Raw genomic sequence first — 22,976 nt, 5'->3', positions numbered from 1 at the left:
CCGGTCACAGGGCCGTCCAGCCGCCGTCCACGCTGATCGTGGTGCCCGTGACCTGCGCCGCCGCCTCCGAGCAGAGATAGACGGCCGTGCCTCCGATCTGCTCCACGGTGGCGAACTGGCGAGAGGGCTGGCGCGCCAGCATCACCTCGCGGATGACCGTGTCGCGATCCATCCCGTGCGTCTTCATCTGGTCGGGGATTTGCGCCTCCACGAGGGGGGTCAGCACATAGCCCGGACAGATGGCGTTGACGGTGATGCCCTGCCCGGCCACCTCCAGCGCGGCGGTCTTGGTGAGCCCCACGAGCCCGTGCTTGGCGGCCACATAGGCCGATTTGAAGGGCGAGGCGGTCAGCCCGTGCGCCGAGGCCACGTTGACGATCCGCCCCCAGCCGCGGGCCTTCATCCCAGGCAGGGCCGCGGCCGTCGTGTGAAAGGCGGAACTCAGGTTGATGGCCAGGATCTGATCCCATTTCGCGACAGGGAACTCGTCGATGGGGGCCACGTGCTGCACGCCTGCGTTGTTCACCAGGATGTCGCAGGCTCCGGCCTCGTCGACCAGCCGGCGGCAGTCCTCGCCACGCGACATGTCGGCTCGGATGTAGCGCGCCTCGATTCCGAACTCGGCGCCCAGCTCGCGCGCCAGGGCGTGGTCGCCTTCCCCATCCGTGAAGGAGTTGAGCACCACCGCCGCTCCGGCCCCGGCCAGGGCCCGTGCGATCCCGAGCCCGATGCCCGAGGTCGATCCGGTCACGACGGCGGTGCGTCCGGTCAGCGGGCGGGCGGTGTCCATGGCGCTCTCCTTCATGTCGCACTGCGGCATCATAAGCGCGCCGAGCCGGCCGGCAATGGGCGGCACACCGCCATGTCAGCGCCGCACTATCGGCAAATTTCCGCCAACGCGATTCGCTGAGACGGGAGTTGAATCGTTCGGTCCAAGCCGTTGCCTCTGTGGACAAACCGTCGCCTCAGGGAAATCCGGAACGTGGCTTGACGCGATTCGCTGCCACAGTGTAGAGCCTGCGCCACGCTTCGCGCCGCCTCTGTCGACCGGAACGGACGAAGAGGCGCAGGAATCCTGAGATTTTGCATGAACTTGGCGCCGCCAACGGGCGCGGGCACAAAAAAACGCCCGCCAAAGGGCGGGCGCTGAGTTGTTGAGGCAGGTTTCATACAGGCAAGAAACCTATCGAGCAGTGATCCCTTTATAAGCGTTCCGCTGTCGCTCCGCTAGCCAAAAGTTTGATTTCGCGGGTTCGTACGCGTAAAGCTCGCCGAACGCTCCAAGAGGCACCGGGGAGGACAGGCACCATGAAACCTCTGCTCGCGAGATGGCCGGGACCGGCCGCCGCGGCGCTGGCCCTGACGTTGGCCACCGCCACCTGGGCCGAGCCCAGCCACGGCATCGCCATGTACGGCGAGCCCGCCCTGCCCGCCGACTTCGATCACCTGCCCTATGTCAATCCCGACGCGCCCAAGGGCGGCTCCATCGTGTCGGCCGAGGTCGGGGCCTTCGACAGCCTCAATCCCTACATCCTCAAGGGGAAGGTGCCGTGGCAGCTCACCTTCCTCGTGACCGAATCGCTCATGGGCCGTTCGCTGGACGAGCCCTTCTCGCTCTACGGCCTCTTGGCCGAATCGATCGATGTGGCCCCCGACCGGAGCTGGGTCGAGTTCCAGCTCCGCCCCGAGGCGCGCTTCTCCAACGGCGACCCGGTGACGGTCGAGGACGTGATCTGGTCCTACGAGACGCTCGGCACGCAGGGCCATCCGCGCTACCAGACCTTCTGGTCCAAGGTGGCCAGCATCGAGCCCGTCGGTGAGCGTGGCGTGCGTCTGACCTTCAACACGGCGGACCGCGAACTCGCGCTTCTGGCCGGGATGCGGCCCATCCTGCAGAAGAAGCAATGGGATGGAGCCGACTTCGCCGAGGCCGATGGGCTCGACATGATTCCCGTCACGACCGGTCCCTATGTCGTCGAGTCCTACGACGCCGGACGGTCGGTCACGCTCCGGCGCGATCCCGACTACTGGGGTTCCGACCTGCCCTTCCGTCGCGGGACGATGAACCTCGACGAGGTGCGGATCGAGTTCTTCGGCGACGAGACCGCCGCCTTCGAGGCTTTCAAGTCCGGCGAGACCAGCATCGCGCGCGAGACCAACGCCGCGCGCTGGGCCAGCGACTACGACTTCCCCCGCGTGCAGGACGGCGAGGTCGTGCTGTCCGAGATCCCGCACCAGCGACCGTCGGGCATGACGGGCCTCGTGATGAACATGCGCGACCCGCTGTTCTCGGACTGGCGGGTGCGCGACGCCATGATGCTGGCCTTCAACTTCGAGTTCATCAACGAGGCGATGACCGGGGGCGAGCAGCAGAGGATCACCTCCTACTTCTCCAACAGCCCGCTCGCCATGTCGCACGGGCCCGCCGAGGGTCGGGTGGCCGAGTACCTCGCCAAGTACGAGGACGCGCTCCTGCCCGGCGCCCTCGATGGCTACGAGCTGCCCGTCAGTGACGGGTCCGAGCGGAACCGCCGCAACGTGGCCCAGGCGCTCGGGCAACTCGAGGCGGCGGGCTGGACGGTGGGCGAGGACGGCGTCCTGCGCAACGCGGCCCAGGAGCCCTTCGCCTTCGAGATCCTGCTGGAGAACGGCTCCTCCGAGACGGCCTCGATCGTGGACATGTACGTCCAGTCGCTCGAACGGCTGGGGATGCAGGTCACGGTGAACTCGGTCGACTCGGCCCAGTACAAGCAGCGGACGGACGGCTACGACTTCGACATGACCTACTTCCGCCGGGACCTGTCGCTGTCGCCGGGGAACGAGCAGAACCTCTACTGGGGCTCGGCCCAGGCCGACGCGCCCGGCGGGCGCAACCTCATGGGCGTGAAATCCCCGGCCATCGACGGCCTGATTCAGGACATGCTCACCGCCGAATCGACCGAGGACTTCACGGCCGCCACGCAGGCGCTCGACCGCGTGCTGACGACGGGGCGCTACGTGATCCCGTTCTATCAGTGGAACATGGCGCGCATCGCCCATGCGGCCGAGCTGCGCCACCCCGAGCGGCTGCCCGTCATGGGCGACCTGCCGGGCTGGGAGCCCGATGTCTGGTGGTGGGAGGACGCGCCCGCCAACTGACGCGAAGGGCGCCTCCGGGCGCCCTTTCCGTTCCTCAGGCCAGCGATGTCACCCACAGGATCGTCGCGTCATCCTGGCTCACCGAGACGACGTTGTGGCCCATCGAGGCGTCGTAATAGGCGCTGTCGCCACGCTTCATCTCCACCGGCTCGTAGAACTCGGTGTAAAGCCGGATCGCCCCCGTCAGCACGTAGAGGAATTCTTCGCCGTCGTGCCGGACCCAGCCCCCGAACTCCTCCAGCCGCCGCGCGCGCACCCGCGTCCGGTAGGGCAGCATCTGCTTGCGGCTCAGGGTCTCGGCCAGAAGCTCGTGCTCGTAGGTGGTGGTGATCTGCGCCGTGCCCTCGCCCGCCTTGGTCACCGTCATCCGCCCGTTCACCTGTCCGCGCGGCGCCGGCGTGAAGAGCTGGGGCACCGAAATGCCCAGTCCGACCGCGAGCTTCTTGAGCGCATCGTAGGTGGGCGACATCTGCCCGTTCTCGATCTTGGACAGCGTGGAACGGGCAAGCCCTGCCTGCGCCGCCGCCTGCTCCAGCGTCCAGTCGCGGGCCCGGCGCAGCTCGCGCACGCGCGCGCCCAGGTCGATGGGGGACGCATGGTCCGCCGAGCCGTCGGCGCGGGCGATGCGGATGAGCGTCTGGGGGTCCTTGGCAGCCATGCGGCGCCTCTTACACGAGCGGGTGGCCCTGCCGCAACTCAGCCCAAACGCGCCACGACGAAGCGGAAGATCCGGCCACCGCGCCGGACCTCGACGATCTCCCGGCCTTCCACGCGCCCGGCCACGTCCGGCGCCGCCCACCAGTCGCTTCCCTCCTCGGCCACGAGGATCGACCGACCCGATGGCAACGCCTCCGGGCTCATCAGAAAGACGGGAGACAGCTCGGGCGCGGCCAGGATCAGGTTCCCGGCGGCGAACTGGTCCGCCACGAGGATCGGCTGCTCCGGCGGCCCCAGCGCGTTCAGGCGGGTTGCCAGTGGCTCCCAGTCCATGCCGCGGTAGCCCGACAGGTTGGCGAAGGGCAGCGCCGCCGCGACGAGGAGCCAGAGTCCCGCCACGAAGCCCCCCAGCGCCCCGCGCCCCCGCCGTCCGAGTCCCGGCCAGAAGACCAGCACCGCCACAGGCGCCAGCGGCCAGGCGAAGGGCAGCAGCCACCGGTCCTTCATCTCGGTCATGCCCGTCGCCAAGACCAAGGCCACCACGGCCAAGATCGACAGACCCGCCGCCACGGCCAGGAACTGGGTGGCGGGCGGAAGCCGCCGGGCGGGCCGGGCGCGGAGCAGGAGCGCCGACAGGACCACGAGGATCACCAGCGCCAGGAAACCCAGTCCGGCCACCAGCAGGTCCAGAAGGCCCTGCGCCCGAGCGGCGATCGCGCCCGTCTCGATGCCGAACTTCTCGACGCTTTGCGTGCTCAGGTCCGGGTTCGCGCGCATCCAGACGGCCACCGGGGCGACCACCGTCGCCGCCACCCCGATCGCGGCGGCGACGCCACCGATCCGAAGCCGCGCCCGCCATTCGGGCAGCATCACCGCCGCCCCGAGAAGCCCCAAAGCCCAGACCGCGACGTTGAACTTGGACAGCACACCCAGCCCGACCGCAAGGCCGAGCAGCCGGTAGCTCCCCATTCCCCCCCGCTCCAGCGCGCGCAGGGCGCAGGCGGCCATGACCACGGCCATCAGCAGCGCCAGCACTGAATGCGTCAGGGCCCGCTGCGATTCCCACATCACCTGCGGCAGGAGCGACAGCGACAGCGCCCCCACTCCCGCCGTCACCGGAGGCCATTCGCGCCGCAGGAGGACATGGACCCCGATCAGCACGCCGGTCAGCAGCAGCGCCTTGAGCGCCGCCAAGGCCAGCACCGTCTCGCCCAGGAGCCGGAACATCCCCCACTGGAGCCAGAAGTAGAGCGGCGGCTGCGCCCCATATCCCCAACGAAGCTCGCGCGCATGGACTAGGGCCTCGGCCTCGTCGAGCTCCAGAGCCCGGCCGAACCGCATCCGAAGAAGCATCTGGACGACGAAGTAGCCAAGCACCACGAGCGCCCAGACCAGCTCGTATCGCGTCCAGCGCGATGCGGTGCCCTGCCTGTCCCTCGCCATGCTCCCCCGCCTTCCGCCGTCAGCGCGCCCGGCCCTGCGCCTTGGCGGCGGGCTTCGGGGTCGCGCCCGCCCCGGCCGGGACAGGCTCCTTGGGCTTCACCTTGGCGGGCTGCGCCTCGGCCACCTTCTCGGCCAGATCCTTCACGATGGCGAAGGCGCCCTTGATCCGGTCGGCCTCGGACTTCCAGTCGCGCAGGACGATCAGCTTGTTGTCCTTGATGCGCGCCTGGTCTCCCTGCGCCTGGATGTACTCGACCAGCCCCCCGGGCGAGGCGAAGCGGTCGTTGTGGAACTGCACCGTCGCCCCCTTGGGCCCCGCGTCCAGCCGGGCCACCCCGGCCCTGCGCGCCATGGCCTTGATCCGCACGACCAGAAGCAGCGTGTTCACCTCGCGCGGCAGCGTCCCGAAGCGGTCGATCAGCTCGGCCGCGAAGCCCTCCAGCTCCACCTTGGTCGAAAGTCCCGACAGGCGCCGATAGAGCCCCAGCCGCACGTCGAGGTCGGGCACGTACTCCTCGGGGATCAGCACCGGGACGCCCAGGTTGAGCTGCGGCGCCCAGGGTCCATCGGACTCGATCACGTCGCCGCCGCCGGACCGCAGCCGGTCGATCTCCTCCTCCAGCATCTGCTGGTACAGCTCGAAGCCCACCTCGCGGATCTGCCCCGACTGTTCCTCGCCCAGCAGGTTCCCCGCTCCCCGGATATCGAGGTCCTGCGAGGCCAACTGGAAGCCCGCGCCCAGCGAATCGATGCTCCCCAGCACCCGCAGCCGCCGCTCGGCCTGCTGCGTCAGCTTCTGGCGCGGCCGGGTGGTCAGGTAGGCATAGGCCCGCGCCTTGGACCGCCCCACGCGCCCCCTGATCTGGTAAAGCTGCGCCAGACCGAACATGTCCGCGCGCCAGACGATCATCGTATTGGCCGTCGGGATATCGAGCCCCGACTCCACGATGGTCGTGGCCAGCAGCACGTCATACTTGCCGTCATAGAAGGCGTTCATGCGGTCGTCGAGCTCGCCCGCCGCCATCTGCCCGTGGGCCACGACGTAGCTGACCTCGGGCACCTCGCGCTTCAGCCAGTCCTCCATCTCGGGAAGGTCGGCGAGCCGCGGCACCACGAAGAAGCTCTGCCCGCCGCGATAGCGCTCCCGTAGCAGCGCCTCTCGGACGGTGATGGTGTCGAATTCGGACACGTAGGTGCGGATCGCCAGACGGTCGACGGGCGGCGTCCCGATGACCGACAGGTCCCGCACGCCCGACAGCGACAGTTGCAGCGTGCGCGGAATGGGAGTCGCGGTCAGCGTCAGGACATGAATGTCCGACCGCATCTCCTTGAGCCGCTCCTTGTGGGCGACGCCGAAGTGCTGCTCCTCGTCGATGACCAGCAGGCCTAGGTTCGCGAACTTCGCCTGCTTGGCCAGCACCGCATGGGTGCCCACGACGATATCGACGGTCCCCTTGGCCATTCCCTCGCGCGTCTGCGTGGCCTCCTTGGCGCTCACGAAGCGCGACAGGGGCCGGACCTCGATGGGGAAGCCCCGGAAGCGCTCGGCGAAGGTCTTGTAGTGCTGCCGCGCCAGCAGCGTCGTCGGCGCGACCACCGCGACCTGCACCCCCGACATGGCCGCGACGAAGGCCGCCCGGATGGCGACCTCGGTCTTGCCGAAGCCCACGTCGCCGCAGATCAGCCGGTCCATCGGGTTTCCCGAGTCCATGTCGGACAGCACGTCCTCGATGGCCTGAAGCTGGTCGTCGGTCTCGGCATAGGGAAAGCGGGCCAGGAACTGGTCCCAGATCTCCTCGGGCGGCTCCAGCTCGGGCGCCTTCCTTAGCGCCCGCTCCGCCGCCGTGCGGATCAGCCGCTCGGCCGCGAGCTTGATGCGCTCCTTGAGCCGGGCCTTCCGCGCCTGCCAGGCCCCCGCGCCCAGCTTGTCGAGAAGCCCCTCCTCGTGCCCGAAGCGGGACAGGAGTTCCACGTTCTCGACCGGCAGGTAAAGCTTGGTGTTCTCGGCGTACTCCAGCACGAGGCATTCATGCGCCGCGCCCAGCGCCTTCATGACCTCCAGCCCCAGGTAACGCCCGACGCCGTGGTCCACGTGCACGACAAGGTCCCCGGGCGTAAGGCTGTTGACCTCGGTCAGGAAGTTGTCCGCGCGCTTCCTCTTGCGGGTCTGCCGGATCAGCCGGTCGCCCAGCACGTCCTGCTCGGAGATGACCGTCAGCCCAGGCGCCTCGAAGCCATGCTCCAGCGGCCAGACGGCCAGATGAATGCCCTGCCGGCCGACCCGGCTCCAGTCCATGACGGGGATCGTCTCGCCCGTCCCCTCGTCCTCCAGGAGCCCCATGAGCCGCTCGCGCGCGCCTTCGGAGTAGCTGGCGATCACCACCGGCCCGGCGTCGAGCCGCTTCCTCACATGGTCGGCCAGCGCGCCGAACAGCGACACCTTCTCCTGTTGCCGCTCGGGCGCGAAGTCGCGTCCCATGCGACCCCCGGCGTCGATCACGCCATAGCCGGTGGGCAGCTTGTTCGGGCTGAACTGCAGGACGCGCCGCAGCTTCACGGCGGCGGCCCAGGCCTCCTCGTCCAGGTAGAGAAGCTGCGGCGGCGCGGGCTTGTAGACGGTGTCGAGCCGGCTGCGGTCCGCCATCGCCGCGCGGCGGGCCTCATAGGCGTCCAGGATCGCCGCCCAGCGCGCCACCCGCGCCGGCGCGATCTGGTCGTCCAGCGTGATCGTGGCCTTGGGCAGGTAGTCGAACAGCGTCTCCAGCCGCTCGTGGAAGAAGGCGAGCCAATGCTCCATGCCCGCGTGCTTGCGCCCGGCGCTCACCGCCTCATAAAGCGGATCGTCGGTGCCCGCGGCGCCGAACTCGATGCGGTAGTTCTGCCGGAACCGCGTGATGGCTGCCTCGTCGAGGATGACCTCGGACACGGGCGCGAACTCCACCACTGACAGCTTGTCCGTCGTGCGCTGCGACGAGGCGTCGAAGCGCCGCGCCCCGTCCAGCGTGTCCCCGAAGAAGTCGAGCCGCACGGGCGCCGTATGCCCCGGCGGCCAGACGTCGATCAGCCCCCCGCGCACCGCATAGTCGCCGGGCTCGGTCACCGTGGGCGATTGCGTGAAGCCCATCCGGCTCAGGAATCGTCGCAACTCCTGCTCGTCCACGCGGTCGCCCACCCGCGCGGTGAAGGCCGCCTCGCGCAGCAGGTCCCGCGCCGGCACGCGCTGGGTCGCGGCGTTGAGCGTCGTGAGCAGCACGTAGCGCTCCGGCATCGCATGGACGAGAGCGGCCAGCGTGGCCATGCGCTGCGCCGCGATCTCCGGGTTCGGCGAGACGCGGTCGAAGGGCAGCGCGTCCCAGGCCGGAAAGGTGAAGACCGGCAGGCCCGGCTCGTAGAAGGCCAGCGCCGCCTGCATGGCCGCCAGCCGCCGGTCGTCGCGCGCCACATGCACAACGCAGCAGCCCGACTTGTCCAGTTCCTGAAGGATCAGCTTGGCGTCCAAGCCCTCGGGCGCGCCGCCGACGGTGATATGGTGGGGAGAGCTCGACATGCGCCGTCACCTACCGTCCCGGGTCGCGGTGTCAACGCCCGCCCCTGTCACAACCCGCGAAGGACGAGCAGGTTCTGATACATCCCGTACATGGCCGTCACGAAGATCGAGAGCATGCCGATGGCCTGCGTCCAGAAGCGGTGCCGCGCCAGCAGGCGGAACAGCGCCTCGCCATGGGGCGCGTCCCGTTCGATCCGCCGGGCGGCCCGCAGGCTCAGCGCGCTGACCAGCGTCATCGGCAGCGCGATCAGCACCACCGCCTGCGCAAGCTCCACCCCGTACCAGAAGGCGAGCATCACGAGCCCCGTGAGGACAAAGGCCACGAACCCCGCAAGCCACAGCCCCGCCACGTGCGACACGTAGAGCAGCCGGTTGACGTTGATCCGGACCAGGTCCTCGAGATCCTGCAGCGCCTGCCCGCCGTGCCGCTTGGCGCGCAGCACCATGTCGAAGGGCACGCCCAGCACCCAGTGGCTGGCCGAGGACCAGACGACCGCCAGCATGATCCAGAACCAGAGGTTCGAGAAGGACCGGAAGTCGATCACGTCGAAGAGGGTCTGGGTCCAGTCCACCGAGTCCGCCGGTCCGCCTTGTTCTTGCACCCGAAGCGTAGCCGAGCCGTCCCGCCTCGCCTAGCCTTGAGGTTGCGCCCCGATCGTGCCACGCCCTCGCCTGTGGCCCCCCTGCCGACACGAGGCGTTCCCATGACCCAGGCTCCCTTTCCGCTGACCCGCCATCGACGGCTGCGCGCCACCCCCGCGTTGCGCGCCCTGGTCCGCGAGAACACCCTGACGCCCTCGGACCTGATCTGGCCCGTCTTCCTGATGCAGGGCACGAACGAAGCGGTCCCCATCCCCTCCATGCCGGGCGTGAGCCGCCTGACCGTCGACCGCGCGGTGGAGGCCGCGCGCGAGGCGCGCTCGCTCGGCATCCCCGCCATCTGCCTCTTTCCCTACACGGCCATGGAGCACCGCACCGGGGACTGCGCCGAGGCCTGGAACCCCGACAACCTGTCGAACCGCGCCATCCGCGCCATCAAGGACGCGGTGCCCGAAGTGGCGGTGATGACCGACATCGCGCTCGACCCCTACAACATCGACGGCCACGACGGCTTCGTCGAGAACGGCGAGGTCGTGAACGACCGCACGGTCGAGGCGCTCCAGAAGATGGCCCTCGCGCAGGCCCAAGCCGGGGCCGACATCCTCGGCCCCTCCGACATGATGGACGGCCGCATCGGCGCGATCCGCCGCGCGCTGGAAGCCGAGGGATTTCAGAAGGTCACGATCCTCAGCTACGCCGCGAAGTACGCCTCGGCCTTCTATGGCCCCTTCCGCGACGCGGTGGGCGCCTCGGCCGCGCTCAAGGGCGACAAGAAGACCTACCAGATGGACCCCGGCAACTCGGACGAGGCGCTGCGCCTCGTCGCCCGCGACCTGTCCGAGGGCGCGGACATGGTCATGGTGAAGCCCGGGATGCCCTATCTCGACATCTGCCGGCGCGTGAAGGACGAGTTCGGCGTGCCGACCTTCGCCTACCAGGTGTCCGGCGAATACGCGATGCTGCGGGCGGCGGCGCTCAACGGCTGGGTCGATGGCGACCGGGTGATGATGGAATCGCTCCTCGCCTTCAAGCGCGCGGGCTGCGACGGCATCCTCACCTACTTCGCCCCTGCCGCGGCGCGGGCGATGAATGGCTGAGGCCGCGCCGCCGGCCGTGCCGGTCGGTGACAACGGAACCGGAATGGACTAACCTCGTCCCCAACGGCCGGAAACAAGGCCGGGGACCATCGGGCGGTGAACATGCACAAGATCTCCAGACGCGGATTCGTGGCGCTCGCCCTCGCGGGCGCTCTGGCGGGCTGCAACAACGGCGTGGGTGGTGGCGGCGCGGCCATCATCGATGCCCGCGTCGACAGCACGCTCAACTACCTCTACCAGACCTATCCCGGCACGCAGGACCTCGGGAACCGGGCCGCCGGCATCCTGGTCATGCCCCTCATCACCGAGGCGGGGCTGGGCCTGGGCGGGTCCTACGGCCAGGGCGCGCTGCGGGTGGGCGGCACGACGGTGGACTACTATTCCGCCGCCGCCGCCTCGGCCGGGCTCCAGATCGGGGCGCAGCAGTACAGCCATGTCCTGTTCTTCATGACTCCCGACGCGCTCGCGGGCTTCCGCGCCTCGCCCGGATGGGTCGCCGGGGCCGATGTCGAATACGCCGCGCTCGCCCAGGGCGAGGTACTGCGCGCCGACACCACGACCTCGCTCTCGCCGGTCATCGCTGTGGTCTTCGCCCAGTCCGGCCTTCGCCTGGGCGCCACGGTCGAGGGCACGAAGTACACGCGCATCATTCCCTGAGGCGCCGGGGTTCACGCAGGGCAGGTTTAAGCCTGCCCTGACCTGCCGGTGCGTCGTTAACCTCCTCGCAACCGGACCGCGCGGTGGTCGAAGGACTCGTTAACCCCCTCCTGCGAAGCTGTCCTCAAGCCGCGGCCTGCCAGCGACGCCATCTGTCGCAAGCGCGCTTTCGCGGCGTCACGGCGCGTCCGATAACCGGAGCGACAACCGAGGGGAGCGAAGCACGATGAAGACCACCACCCGAGTCGCCGTGATCGGCGGAGGCGTCGTCGGCTGCTCCGTCCTTTACCACCTCACCAAGCTCGGCTGGTCCGACGTCCTGCTGATCGAAAGGTCGGAGCTGACCTCGGGCTCCACCTGGCACGCGGCGGGCGGGTTCCACACGCTCAACGGCGACACCAACATGGCGGCGCTTCAAGGCTATACGATCCGCCTTTACCGCGAGTTGGAGGCGATCACCGGCCAGTCCTGCGGCCTGCACCACGTCGGCGGCATTACCCTGGCGGACAACCAGGAACGCTTCGACATGATGAAGGCCGAGCGGGCCAAGCACCGCTACATGGGCCTCGACACCGCCATCCTCGGACCGAAGGAGGTCGAGGAGATGACCGACGGCCTCGTCAACACCGACGGCATTATCGGCGCGCTCTACGACCCGCTGGACGGTCACCTTGACCCCTCGGGCACGACCCACGCCTATGCCAAGGCCGCGCGGATGGGCGGGGCCGAGATCATGCTCCACAACCGCGTGCTGGAGCTGAACCCGCGCGCGGACGGCACCTGGGACGTGGTGACCGAGAAGGGCACCATCCACGCCGAGCACGTGGTCAACGCCGCCGGCCTCTGGGCGCGGGAGGTCTTCGCGATGGCAGGGGTTTACGGGCCGCTCCTGCCGATGGCCCACCAGTATCTCGTCACCGACGACATCCCCGAGATCATGGCCTTCCTCGACAAGGGCCGCGAGTTCCCGCACGTGATGGACCCCGGCGGCGAAAGCTACCTCCGCCAGGAGGGCCGCGGCCTTTGCATCGGCTTCTACGAAAAGCCCTGCGAGCCCTGGTCGGTGGACGCCACCCCCTGGCAGTTCGGCCACGAGCTCCTGAACGAGGACTTCTCCAAGATCGAGGATTCGGTCGCCTTCGCCACGCGCCGCTTCCCCGTCCTCGGGCGGTCCGGCGTGAAGCGGGTGATCCATGGCCCCTTCACCTTCGCTCCGGACGGCAACCCCTTGATCGGCCCCGTTCCCGGCCTTCGCAACTTCTGGAGCGCCTGCGCCGTGATGGCCGGCTTCAGCCAGGGCGGCGGCATGGGTCTCGCCCTAGCCCAGTGGATGATCGAGGGCGAGGTGGAGCGCGACCCCCGCGGCTTCGACGTGGCCCGTTTCGGTGACTGGACGACGCCCGGCTACACGGTGCCCAAGGTCATCGAGAACTACCGGATGCGCTTCTCCGTCTCCTTCCCCAACGAGGAGCGTCCCGCCGCCCGGCCCTTCAAGACCTCGCCCATGTACGACGTCTTCTCGGGCCTGAACGCCGTCTGGGGCCAGCAATACGGCCTGGAGGTCGTCAACTACTTCGCCCTTCCCGGCGAGCCTGCCTATGAGACACCGACCTTCAAGCGCTCCAATGCCTGGGAGGCGACCCGGCAGGAGGTCGAGGCGGTCCGTTCCGCCGTGGGCATCAACGAGCTGTCGAACTTCGGCAAGTACCGCGTGACGGGTTCCAAGGCACGCGACTGGCTCGACCGCATCATGGCGGGGACCATCCCGCAGCCCGGCCGTCTCGCGCTCAACCCGATGCTGGCCGAAAGCGGCAAGATCATCGGCGACTTCACCGTCTCCTGTCTGTCCAAGCAGGAGTTCATGCTGACCGCGAGCTACGGCGCCCAGGGCTGGCATATGCGCTGGTTCGAGCGGAACCTTCAGGACGGCGTGCAAGTGCAGAACATGTCTGACATTCGCACCGGCTTCCAGATCGCCGGTCCGCGGGCCAAGGAACTGCTCGGACGCGTCACGCGAGCCGATGTGAACTCGCTCCGCTTCATGGACTGCCGCCGCATGACGGTCGGCATGGCCGACTGCCTCGTCCAGCGCGTGAGCTACACCGCCGACCTGGGATACGAGATCTTCTGCGACCACATGTCGATGCGGCACCTCTGGAACGTCCTGTCCGAAGCCGGGCGCGACCTGGGCCTGCGTCCCTTCGGCATGCGCGCGATGATGTCGCTCCGCCTGGACAAGTGGTTCGGAAGCTGGGGACGCGAGTTCTCGCCGGCCTACACGCCGCTGGAGACCGGTCTCGACCGCTTCGTCCGCTACAACAAGCCCACGGACTTCATCGGCAAGGCCCCGGCCATGGCCGAGAAGGCCTCCGGTCCGAAGAAGCGCCTCACCAGCCTCATCGTCGAGGCTTCGGACGCCGACGTGGTCGCCTGGGAGCCGATCTGGCTCGACGGCAAGGTCGCGGGCTGGTGCACCTCGGGAGGCTTCTCGCACCACACCGGCCAGTCAGTGGCGCAGGGCTTCCTGCCACCTGAACGCATCGTCGACGGCCTTCCCGTCGAGGTCGAGATCTTGGGCGAGCGCCGCCCTGCCCGCATTCACCTCGCTCCCCTCTGGGATGACGGAGGACGGATGCGCACCTGATCTTCGAGCGACACGTCGGAGGCGCTCAGGATGTTGGCGGTGCTGGTATCGCTAGGCCGTACGCTTCGTTGCGATCTCCTGCCACCGCGCCAGTTCCACGGGCTTTTCGGCCCTTGGCACGTCCGCATATCTCACCGGAATGGCCTGGGCGTCATAACCAGTCGCGAACAGGAACGGCACGCCAAGTTCCCGCAGGACATCTGCCAGCGGATACACCATCTCTCCTTGCAGGTTGATGTCGAGAATGGCCAAATCGGGGACCGGCCCCTGCTGCACGATGTTCAGCCCGTCAAGGAGCGTGGCGACAGGCCCGATCACTTTGGCACCCCGGGCCTCGAGTTCCGCACGAAGGTCGTCGGCCAGAACGTACTCGTCTTCCACGACCAGCACGCGCCGACCGTTCAATGGAGGAAGAACGGGTGTGTCTCGGGGCAGAGCGGAGTTGAACATGCAGCACCTCCCTGACCGGGTCGCCCCCTCTGCCGAGGAGGGGCTGTCTTCATGAGGCTGAAACGCGCGGCCCCTTGGTCAGGTTCAGCCCAGAAACCCAACTGGTCAAGATCAGCGGGGGCATCGGGCAGATCTCTTGACCTCCGGCTCGCGTCGTTAAGCTGGCCAAGTCCCTATCATTAACAGAGGTGGACTTGCACCTAGCGCTGGGGCTGCGTTTTCGCCTTGTCCCCGTTGGCTCGGCGACGCGCGTCCGTTCTCGGCTGGTCTGCCCCTGAAAAGTGATCCTCCCTGAAGTAGGCTTTCGGGCCAGTTGGAGGAATCAGCGAGCCGGAAGCACTCATACGCAGGATTTTGGCGTCTGTGGCGGCATCTCCACGAGAGTTTCTGTGCGGCCGGTTAGCCTCTGAAACCCTTTACTTCATGGCGCACCCGACAGGATTCGAACCTGTGACCTCTGCCTTCGGAGGGCAGCACTCTATCCAGCTGAGCTACGGGTGCCTGGGGTCGACATAGGCCAAGCGCGCGGAGACCGCAACCGCTTTCAGGCAAAGAGATCGCGGCAAAGTTCCAGGCCTGAAATCAGGGAGTCGACCTCATCCTTGCTATTATACAGACCGAACGAAGCCCGGCAGGTTGCGCCGACGCCCAAGTGCTGAAGGAGCGGCATGGCGCAGTGCGTTCCCGCGCGGACTGCGATCCCCCGCCGGTCGAGCACCGTCGAGATATCGTGGGCGTGCGCGCCCTCCATGGTGAAGGAGAAGATCGCAGCTTTGTTTTCAGTCGTACCTTGGAGTTGGAGCCAGTTGAGACCTGAAAGCCGCTCTCGCGCGTAGTCGCGCAAGGAGCGCTCGTGCGCGGCGACGTTCGACATCCCCAGTTCGGACAGGTAGTCGAGGGCTGCTCCGAAGCCGATCGTCTGGACGATTCCCGGGGTGCCGGCCTCGAAGCGCATCGGCGGGTCGGCGTAGATGACCGCGTCGCGCGTGACTTCGCGGATCATGTCGCCGCCGCCCAGGAAGGGGCGCATCTCCTCCAAACGCTCACGTCGGATGAAGATCGCCCCTGAGCCCGAAGGGCCGTAAAGCTTGTGTCCGGTAATGGCGTAGAAGTCGCAACCGATGTCCTGCACGTTCACGGGCATGTGGACGGCACCCTGGCTGCCGTCGACGAGCACGGGAACACCCTTCTCGCGCGCGCCCTCGACGATGGCCTTCACGTCGACCACGGTGCCAGTGACGTTCGAAAGCTGGGTGACCGCAACCAGGCGAGTTCGCGGGCCGATGGCATCGATCACTGCCTGGGAATCGAGATCACCGTTCGGGCTGCACTCCACCCACTTGAGCACGACACCTTGCCGCTCGCGCAGGAAGTGCCATGGGACGATGTTGGCGTGATGCTCGAGGAGCGTCAGTACTATTTCGTCTCCGGGCTTCATGCGCGGCATCGCCCAGCCATAGGCGACGAGGTTGATCCCTTCGGTCGTGCCGGAGGTGAAGACGATCTCCTCTTCGGATGGAGCGTTCAGGAAGCGCTGCACCTTGCCGCGCACGGCCTCGTACTTCTCGGTCGCGAGCGACGACAGCGTGTGCAGGCCGCGATGCACGTTGGCATATTCCTCGGCGTAGCCGCGCGTCACCGCGTCGATCACGACTTGAGGCTTCTGCGCGGAGGCCCCGTTATCGAGGTAGACCAGCGGCTTGCCGTGGATCTGGCGCGACAGGATGGGGAAGTCCGCGCGGATGCGATGGACATCATACATCGGGAGTGGCTCCGACACCGAAGATTCCGAAAAGGGCTGACAGCGCGACGACGACGATCAACGCACCCACGACGAGCGCCAGCACCGTGCGACCGAAGCCCGGAAAGCCATGAAGAATGCGCGTGAAGTTCAGGACGCACCAGAGCAGGACCACGAGGCCTGCCAGCCCCAGAAGCGGCGCGAGCGGCGGCAGGATCAGCGCGGCAACGACCTGCACGAGCTGCACCGCGATGGCCACCACCTCGAGCCAGACCACCACGAGAAGCGCCTGATCGAAGCGGCCCGTTCCGCCTAGCACCTGCCCGCCCGCCTGCAACGCCCCGGCCGACAAGACGAGCGAACACAACAGGAGCGCAGCATGGTTGAACGGGTTCAGGATCATGTCGCCCTCGGGCAGCGGGATGGCGAAGGACCCTCCCGCCAGTACGCCCAGGAGCAGCGCGTCGAGGATCGAGACTAGCGCCGCTCCCTGGAGGACGAGGCCTAGGCTCGGGCGGATCGCCAGGAGCCGCGTGGCCGCCTCGCGCGGGGTCGTGACGCTGTCGCGCAGCATGTTGAGGAGGGTCGTGCCGCTAGACGCCATGTGCCTGCGGCGCCTGCGCCGCCTCCCGATGCGAGAGCCACCAGAAGGCGGCGAAAACGGCGATCCACAAGGCCCCGATGACATTGGTCAGGGCCGAGCCGCCCGTGAAGCCCGCCAGGATGCCCGTCAGGAGTCCCAACGGCGAGGTGGCGAGCCACGACCAGAACAGCGCCAGACGCGTGCCGAAGGGCGTAGCCCGGCTCCGAAGAAGGCGGGACAGGCCATAGGTCAGCCCCGCGATGCCGTAGAACACGAGCGGCCAGATGATGAGCCAGCCCAGGAGCGCATAGGCCGCGAGGCGCGTGAAGTCGTCACCCTCGATCTGCGCCGTCCGCATCAGGCGCGGCCATTGCGCCACGAAGATCAGCCCGCAGCCCATCATCAGAAAGGCCATGGCCCGCGCCTCGTTGGGCCCGTGGGAGAGTTGCTCCCGGATCACGGGGCGCGGACCCTGCGTCAGGCTCCGTCCGATGTCGGCCGCGACCCCCATCAGCGCCGCCGCGCAAGCCAGGCTTCAAGACGGGCGGACAGATCCTCGGCCAGCCGCTCGTCGGCGATCTCCTCCAGCGCCTCGCGCAGGAAGCTCAGCGTCAGGAGATCCATCGCCTCGGGCGCAGGCACCCCGCGCGAGCGGAGGTAGAAGAGCGCCGTCTCGTCGATCGCGCCCGCCGTCGATCCGTGCGAGCACTTCACGTCGTCGGCGTAGATCTCCAGCTCGGGCTTGGCGAGGAACTGCGAACGCTCGTCGAGGAGGAGCGCCTGGGAGAGCTGGTAGCCGTCGGTCTTCTGCGCGCCGGGCTTCACGAGGATCTTGCCCTGGAAGACGCCGGTGGCGCCGTTGCGCAGGACCTTCTTGAAGACCTGCCGGCTTTCGCAGGCCTCGCCTCCGTGGGTGACGAACACGGTATCGTCGTGATGGAAGTCGCCGTCGCCGACCGCCGCGCCGGCCACATGGGCCTTGGCGTCATCACCGGTGAAGCGGACCACGATCTCGTTCCGGGTCAGCACGCCGTTGAAGGTGAGCGTGAAGGAGCGGAAGTCCGAGGCCTCGGCCACTCGGGCGAAGATATGGGTGGCCGTGCGACGGTGATGGTCCCTGCCCTGCGTGCGGACGTGAGAGACGCGCGCGCCCTTGGCGAGGTCGGCCTCCAGCACGCTGTTGAAGCGCGCGGCGGCGGGGCCGGATTCGAGGAGCGTGAGGCTCGCGCCCTCGTCCACCTTGAGGACGTGGTGGAGCATCGCGTCGGAGGTCTCGCCCTCGTGGCGGTAGATCAGGTGGATCGGACGCTCGACCGGGGCCGTCGCGTGGATCAGCACGCCGTCGGTCGCGAAGGCCGTGTTGAGCGCGGCGAGCGGGCGGGCGACGGGCGACTGGCCGTCGGTCTCCAGCGCGCCGTAGAGCCCCTGGGCCCAGTGTAGGTCGAGCGCGCCGGCCTCGGCCAAGCGCTCGATCCGCAGGCCGTCGAGATCGAGGGCGTCCGAGGTGGCGGCGTCGAAGCGGCCGTCCACGAAGACGAGGCGCAGGGGGGTCACGCCCGCGAAGGGCTCACCCTCGCCGTCCGACAGCGGCGCGGCGGGCGTGGGCTCGGGCGCGGTCAGGGTCGCGGGGTCGGTGAAGCGCCAGTACTCGTCCCGGCGGATCGGCAGGCCCATCGCTTCGACGCGGGCCAGCGCCCCTTCCCGCGCATGGCGCAGCCAGGCTCCGCTCTCGGGCAGGGTCAGCCCTTCGAGGCGCGAGGCGGTGGCCTGGAGCTTGGGGTTCGGGCGGGCGGTCATTGCGCCTCCGCCAGCAGGTCGGCGTAGCCGTTCCGCTCGACCTCGAGCGCGAGCTCGGGGCCGCCGGTCTTGATGATCCGGCCATTGGCCATGATGTGCACCACGTCCGGCGTGATGTGGTCCAGAAGGCGCTGGTAGTGCGTGATGACTAGGAAGGCGCGGCCCGCGTCGCGGAGCGCGTTCACGCCCTCGGAGACGAGGCGCATGGCATCCACGTCGAGGCCGGAGTCGGTCTCGTCCAGGATGCACATGCGGGGTTCCAGGACGGCCATCTGGAGGATCTCGTTGCGCTTCTTCTCGCCGCCCGAGAAGCCGACGTTGATCGGGCGCTTGAGCATCTCGGCGTCGATCCTGAGCGACTGCGCCTTCTGACGGACCAGCTTGAGGAAGTCGGCGGAGGAAACCTCCTCCTCGCCGCGCGCCTTGCGCTGGGCGTTGAGCGCGGTGCGCAGGAAGGTCATGTTGCCGACGCCCGGGATCTCGACCGGATACTGGAAGGCGAGGAAGAGGCCGGCGCTCGCGCGCTCCTCGGGCTCCAAGGCCAGGAGGTCCACGTCGCCCAGATGCGCGCTGCCCTCGGTCACGCTGTAGCCGTCGCGGCCGGCAAGGACGTAGGAGAGCGTCGACTTGCCCGAGCCGTTCGGGCCCATGATCGCATGGACCTGCCCCGCGCCCACCGACAGGTCGAGACCCTTGAGGATCTGCTTGCCGTCCTCCTCCAGCTCGACGTGAAGGTTCCTGATATCCAGCATCGTATTCTCCTGGCCTGTCCTGGGCCGGTCCACCTTGGGACCAAACTAGCGATTGTCAGTTAACGATCCGTGTCACCACCGTGCGGTGGGCTTAACGGAAGATGAATGTCATCCGAGGCGCACGGCTGTGCCCGAGGCCGAAACCATGAGCATGTTTCCGATCACCTCGTAGTCGAGATCCACGCCCACCACGGCGTTGGCGCCCAGGGCCGCGGCCCGTTCCCCCAGCTCGCGCAGGGCGGTGTCCCGCGCCTCGGCCAGCGACTTCTCGTAGGCTGCGGACCGGCCGCCGATGATGTCCGTCACCTGCGCGAAGAGGTCGCGAAACACGTTGGCGCCCAGGATGGCCTCGCCCACGACGATGCCGAGGTAGTCGGCGATCGGCCGGCCCTCGACCGAGGGGGTCGTGGTGAGGATCAGGCCGGTGTCGGAGGAGGACTTGTTCCAGGGATTCATCGGATGCTCCACTCAGCCATGACGGTTCCGGCCGCCCCAGCGCCACCGCCAGTCGCCGTCAGTCCGGACCTTCGAAACCCGCACGAAGATTGCGACCAGTCCTGCGCTGACGGCGAGAAAGGCAAGAAGCCGGCCCGGGACCGGGTCCTCCGAGCCGCCGAGGAGCGCCCAGGCGAGCGCGGCCTCGACCGCCAAGAAGGCGGCGACGGCCACCCACCCCTTCCAGTGGGAGGGAGTGGCGCCGTAGCCGTAGGCCTTGGGCCGGAACCAGCTCACCCGACGCTCCCCTCCAGAGAGATGGCCACGAGCTGCTGGGCCTCGACCATGAACTCCATGGGCAGGACCTGCAGGACCTCCTTGCAGAAGCCGTTGACCACGAGGGCCACGGCCTCCTCCTCGCCCACGCCGCGCGAGCGGCAGTAGAAGAGCTGGTCGTCGTCCACCTTGGAGGTCGTGGCCTCATGTTCGACGCGCGAGGAGGTGTTCTTGACCTCGATATAGGGGACGGTGTGCGCCCCGCACTTGTCGCCGATCAGCAGCGAGTCGCACTGCGTGTAGTTGCGCGATTCGGTCGCCCTGGGGTGCATCGAGACGAGGCCCCGGTAGGTGTTCTGCGCCTGCCCCGCCGAGATGCCCTTGGACACAATGCGCGACTTGGTGCGCTTGCCCAGGTGGATCATCTTGGTGCCGGTGTCGGCCTGCTGGTGGTTGTTGGCGATGGCGATGGAGTAGAACTCGCCCTGGCTGTCGTTGCCGCGCAGGATGCAGGACGGGTACTTCCAGGTGATCGCGGAGCCGGTCTCGACCTGCGTCCACATGACTTTGGCGCGATCGCCGCGGCATTCGGCGCGCTTGGTCACGTAATTCAGGACGCCGCCCTTGCCGTTCTCGTCGCCGGGGTACCAGTTCTGGACGGTGGAGTACTTCACCTCCGCGTCCTCCTCCACGATGATCTCGACCACCGCAGCATGGAGCTGGGCCACGTCGCGCTTGGGCGCGGTGCAGCCTTCGAGATAGGACACGTAGGAGCCCTTGTCGGCGATGATGAGCGTGCGCTCGAACTGCCCGGTGTTCTCGGCGTTGATGCGGAAGTAGGTCGACAGCTCCATCGGGCAGCGGACGCCCGGCGGGATGTAGACGAAGGAGCCGTCCGAGAAGACGGCGCTGTTGAGCGTGGCGTAGAAGTTGTCGGAGGGCGGGACGACCGATCCGAGGTACTTCTTCACGAGGTCCGGGTATTCGCGGATCGCCTCGGAGATCGAGCAGAAGATGACGCCGGCCTTGGCCAGCTCGGCCTTGAAGGTCGTGCCGACGGAGACGGAGTCGAAGACGGCGTCCACGGCGACCTTGCGCGGCTCCTCGCTTTCGGGGCGCTCGACGCCCGCGAGGATCTCCTGCTCCTTGAGCGGGATGCCGAGCTTCTTGTAGGTCTCCAGGAGCTTGGGATCGACCTCGTCGAGCGACTTAGGCTTGACGGCCATGCTCTTGGGGCGCGCGTAGTAGTACTGGTCCTGGAAGTCGATCTCGGGCAGGTCGAGGAGCGGCCAGTGGCGCGGCTCCTGCAACTGCACCCAGCGCCGGTAGGCCTCCAGCCGCCAGTCGAGCATCCACTCGGGCTCGCCGTTCTTCTCGGAGATGAGGCGCACGATGTCCTCGTTCAGGCCCTTGGGCGCGAACTCGGTCTCGATGTCGGTCTGGAAGCCGTACTTGTAGGCACCCAGCGAGGCAACTGCGGCGACGGTCGCCTCGTCCACGCCTTCACGCACCTCCAGGCCGTTCTCGCGGGCGTCGAGGGCGTCGGGGCGCACCTCCATCACGGGGGCTTCGTCACGATTGTCCAGAGCGGCCATCGGTCTTCCTCTCTCGTCCCGAGCGCTCAGGCGGCCCGGCTGCGTTGCTTGCGTCGTGCGGCGGAGAAGGCGTCCGCGAAGCGCAGGACCTCTTCTTCCGTCGTGTCGGGCCCGAGCGAGACGCGCAGCGCGCATCCCGAGAGCCCCTCGTCGAATCCCATGGCGCGGAGGACCCGGCTCGCCCGGACCTTGCCGGAGGAGCAGGCCGATCCGGCCGAGACGGCGAAGCCCTGGAGGTCCATCGCCATCACCTGCGTCTCGCCCTTCCAGCCCGGAGTCAGGATTAGGCTGGTGTTGGGCAGGCGCCGCGACCGGCGCCCCACGAATATGGTGTCGGGGTCCTCGGCCTCAAGCGTCGATTCTAGAATATTTCTAAGGTGGGCGACCCGCTCCCACACTCCATCGGCGAGGTCGCGGAGCGCGGCCTGGGCGGCGGCGGCCATGCCGGCGATGGCAACAAGGTTTTCGGTCCCGGCGCGGCGGCCCATCTCCTGCCCGCCGCCTGTCTGACGGGCCGCGACATGATGGCCACGCGGGACGATCAGGGCGCCGATGCCCTTGGGGCCACCGAACTTGTGGGCCGACAGGATGGCCATGCCGATGCCCGACCAGTTATGGGCGTAAGGCAGGCGACCGACCGCCTGCGTGATGTCGGACAGGGCGAGGCCGGAGGGCAGGTCCTGCACGACCCCGGTCTCGGAATTGGCGAGCTGGAGCGCGGAGGCAGCGGACTCGTTGATCGTTACCTGGCCGTCCTTATCGACGGGAAGGGTCGGGTCGCACCAGGACAGGACGGCCTCGTGCTCGACCTCGGCGGCGTGCAGGCGGCGCCCGGCCAGCGCGAGCGCGGCGGCCTCGGTGGCGCCGGAGGTGAAGACGAGATCGGACTGGCTGGCGCCCAGCGCCTCGATGATCTGGTCGCGGGCCTTCTCCACCAGCGCCTTGGCGGCGCGGCCCTCGGCATGGACCGAGGACGGGTTCCCCACCAAGTCCATGGCCGCGACCATCGCCGCGCGCGCCTCGGGGCGCAGCGGCGCGGTGGCGTTGTGGTCGAGGTAGATGCGGGACCTCACTCGTCCACGAGCTCGAACAGGGACGGCACGGCCGGGCACGGGGCGAGCTGGTTCGTCACCACGTCCGACAGGCGCGTCTGATGGAGGAAGACGTAGACATGGGCCGACAGCCCTTCCCACAGCCGGTTGGTGAGCGACTGGGCCCGGGTGCCGGAGCGGCCCCCCTGCGCGGCAGCGCCCTTGTGCATCGCGCTCACCGTCTCGTCGACGGCCTTGAGGATGTCGGCGATGCGGATCTCGGACGGGGGCCGCCCAAGGCGATAGCCGCCACCAGGGCCGCGCACCGATTCGACCAGCCCTTCGCGGCGGAGCTTGACGAAGAGCTGCTCCAGGTAGGGCAGCGAAATATCCTGCCGCTTGGCGATCTCGCCCAGGTTCACGAGCGCGCCCGGGGGCTGGAGGGCGATGTCCGCCAGCGCCACCACCGCGTAACGCCCCTTCGTGGAGAGCTTCATGCCCCAGGCCCCAATTCCGTTGACGCGCGGGATGCG

20 protein-coding genes and 1 tRNA gene are annotated in these 22,976 nt (G+C 68.3%); 4 read left to right on the top strand and 17 right to left on the bottom strand.

What is annotated here, in order from left to right; translation table 11 throughout:
* Nucleotides 1-4 precede the first annotated feature (4 nt).
* Entirely contained in the window at nucleotides 5-790 is a 786-nt protein-coding gene (locus FHG71_RS15400) for a 3-hydroxybutyrate dehydrogenase (RefSeq protein WP_139082588.1), read from the bottom strand.
* Nucleotides 791-1,308: 518 nt separating this feature from the next.
* Here FHG71_RS15400 and FHG71_RS15395 point away from each other — a divergent pair.
* Nucleotides 1,309-3,138 (top strand): extracellular solute-binding protein, encoded by a 1,830-nt coding sequence (locus FHG71_RS15395; RefSeq protein WP_425467365.1) that lies wholly within the window; start codon nucleotides 1,309-1,311, stop codon nucleotides 3,136-3,138.
* A gap of 34 nt (nucleotides 3,139-3,172) precedes the next feature.
* Here FHG71_RS15395 and FHG71_RS15390 read toward each other — a convergent pair whose 3' ends face one another.
* The 4 genes from FHG71_RS15390 to FHG71_RS15375 are packed head-to-tail and all read right to left on the bottom strand — an operon-like array spanning nucleotide 3,173 to nucleotide 9,357.
* Nucleotides 3,173-3,796 (bottom strand): helix-turn-helix domain-containing protein, encoded by a 624-nt coding sequence (locus FHG71_RS15390; RefSeq protein WP_139082587.1) that lies wholly within the window; start codon nucleotides 3,794-3,796, stop codon nucleotides 3,173-3,175.
* Nucleotides 3,797-3,834: 38 nt separating this feature from the next.
* Nucleotides 3,835-5,238, bottom strand: a complete 1,404-nt coding sequence (locus tag FHG71_RS15385) for an ArnT family glycosyltransferase (protein WP_139082586.1) — start codon at nucleotides 5,236-5,238, stop codon at nucleotides 3,835-3,837.
* Nucleotides 5,239-5,257: 19 nt separating this feature from the next.
* The gene (gene mfd / locus FHG71_RS15380; RefSeq protein WP_139082585.1) at nucleotides 5,258-8,785 is read right to left on the bottom strand and encodes a transcription-repair coupling factor; all 3,528 of its coding nucleotides are present in this window, start codon (nucleotides 8,783-8,785) and stop codon (nucleotides 5,258-5,260) included.
* Nucleotides 8,786-8,832: 47 nt separating this feature from the next.
* Nucleotides 8,833-9,357: a component of SufBCD complex gene (locus tag FHG71_RS15375; RefSeq protein ID WP_139082584.1), complete on the bottom strand. Its 525-nt coding sequence runs from the start codon at nucleotides 9,355-9,357 to the stop codon at nucleotides 8,833-8,835.
* A 132-nt stretch (nucleotides 9,358-9,489) separates the two neighbouring features.
* Between FHG71_RS15375 and hemB the strand changes: the two genes are divergently transcribed.
* From hemB to FHG71_RS15360, 3 genes are all read left to right on the top strand, one after another.
* Nucleotides 9,490-10,482 (top strand): porphobilinogen synthase, encoded by a 993-nt coding sequence (gene hemB, locus FHG71_RS15370; RefSeq protein ID WP_139082583.1) that lies wholly within the window; start codon nucleotides 9,490-9,492, stop codon nucleotides 10,480-10,482.
* 102 nt (nucleotides 10,483-10,584) lie between these two features.
* Entirely contained in the window at nucleotides 10,585-11,139 is a 555-nt protein-coding gene (locus FHG71_RS15365) for a lipid-binding SYLF domain-containing protein (protein ID WP_139082582.1), read from the top strand.
* A 226-nt stretch (nucleotides 11,140-11,365) separates the two neighbouring features.
* Nucleotides 11,366-13,783: a GcvT family protein gene (locus FHG71_RS15360; RefSeq protein WP_139082581.1), complete on the top strand. Its 2,418-nt coding sequence runs from the start codon at nucleotides 11,366-11,368 to the stop codon at nucleotides 13,781-13,783.
* 51 nt (nucleotides 13,784-13,834) lie between these two features.
* On the opposite strand, the gene FHG71_RS15355 is transcribed toward FHG71_RS15360, so the two are convergent.
* The 12 genes from FHG71_RS15355 to iscR form a co-directional block, all read right to left on the bottom strand.
* Nucleotides 13,835-14,233: a response regulator gene (locus tag FHG71_RS15355; RefSeq protein WP_139082580.1), complete on the bottom strand. Its 399-nt coding sequence runs from the start codon at nucleotides 14,231-14,233 to the stop codon at nucleotides 13,835-13,837.
* 424 nt (nucleotides 14,234-14,657) lie between these two features.
* Nucleotides 14,658-14,734: transfer RNA gene (locus tag FHG71_RS15350), tRNA-Arg, on the bottom strand.
* A gap of 43 nt (nucleotides 14,735-14,777) precedes the next feature.
* Nucleotides 14,778-15,995 (bottom strand): cysteine desulfurase, encoded by a 1,218-nt coding sequence (locus FHG71_RS15345; RefSeq protein ID WP_139082579.1) that lies wholly within the window; start codon nucleotides 15,993-15,995, stop codon nucleotides 14,778-14,780.
* On the bottom strand, nucleotides 15,988-16,578 hold the full coding sequence (locus FHG71_RS15340; RefSeq protein ID WP_139082578.1) for a YIP1 family protein: 591 nt from the start codon (nucleotides 16,576-16,578) through the stop codon (nucleotides 15,988-15,990). Before FHG71_RS15340 ends, FHG71_RS15345 begins: the two co-directional genes overlap by 8 nt.
* A complete protein-coding gene (locus FHG71_RS15335; RefSeq protein ID WP_139082577.1) occupies nucleotides 16,568-17,068 on the bottom strand; it encodes a hypothetical protein in 501 nt (166 codons plus the stop codon). The genes FHG71_RS15340 and FHG71_RS15335 overlap by 11 nt, the downstream gene beginning before the upstream one ends.
* Entirely contained in the window at nucleotides 17,068-18,354 is a 1,287-nt protein-coding gene (sufD, locus tag FHG71_RS15330) for a Fe-S cluster assembly protein SufD (RefSeq protein WP_139082576.1), read from the bottom strand. Before sufD ends, FHG71_RS15335 begins: the two co-directional genes overlap by 1 nt.
* A complete protein-coding gene (sufC, locus tag FHG71_RS15325; RefSeq protein ID WP_139082575.1) occupies nucleotides 18,351-19,106 on the bottom strand; it encodes a Fe-S cluster assembly ATPase SufC in 756 nt (251 codons plus the stop codon). The genes sufD and sufC overlap by 4 nt, the downstream gene beginning before the upstream one ends.
* Nucleotides 19,107-19,214: 108 nt before the next feature.
* The gene (locus FHG71_RS15320) at nucleotides 19,215-19,526 is read right to left on the bottom strand and encodes a heavy metal-binding domain-containing protein (protein WP_139082598.1); all 312 of its coding nucleotides are present in this window, start codon (nucleotides 19,524-19,526) and stop codon (nucleotides 19,215-19,217) included.
* Between the two features lie 48 nt (nucleotides 19,527-19,574).
* Nucleotides 19,575-19,838 (bottom strand): hypothetical protein, encoded by a 264-nt coding sequence (locus tag FHG71_RS15315; RefSeq protein ID WP_139082574.1) that lies wholly within the window; start codon nucleotides 19,836-19,838, stop codon nucleotides 19,575-19,577.
* On the bottom strand, nucleotides 19,835-21,376 hold the full coding sequence (gene sufB, locus FHG71_RS15310; RefSeq protein WP_139082597.1) for a Fe-S cluster assembly protein SufB: 1,542 nt from the start codon (nucleotides 21,374-21,376) through the stop codon (nucleotides 19,835-19,837). Before sufB ends, FHG71_RS15315 begins: the two co-directional genes overlap by 4 nt.
* Before the next feature lie 62 nt (nucleotides 21,377-21,438).
* Nucleotides 21,439-22,485, bottom strand: coding sequence for a cysteine desulfurase family protein (locus tag FHG71_RS15305; protein WP_139082573.1), 1,047 nt, complete (start codon nucleotides 22,483-22,485; stop codon nucleotides 21,439-21,441).
* Nucleotides 22,482-22,940: a Fe-S cluster assembly transcriptional regulator IscR gene (iscR, locus tag FHG71_RS15300; protein WP_139082572.1), complete on the bottom strand. Its 459-nt coding sequence runs from the start codon at nucleotides 22,938-22,940 to the stop codon at nucleotides 22,482-22,484. The genes FHG71_RS15305 and iscR overlap by 4 nt, the downstream gene beginning before the upstream one ends.
* Between the last annotated feature and the right edge of the window lie 36 nt (nucleotides 22,941-22,976).

Source organism: Rubellimicrobium roseum, from assembly GCF_006152145.1.
GTDB lineage: Bacteria > Pseudomonadota > Alphaproteobacteria > Rhodobacterales > Rhodobacteraceae > Rubellimicrobium > Rubellimicrobium roseum.
Note: the sequence above shows the minus strand (reverse complement) of the source record. Positions and strands in the feature narration are given on the sequence as shown.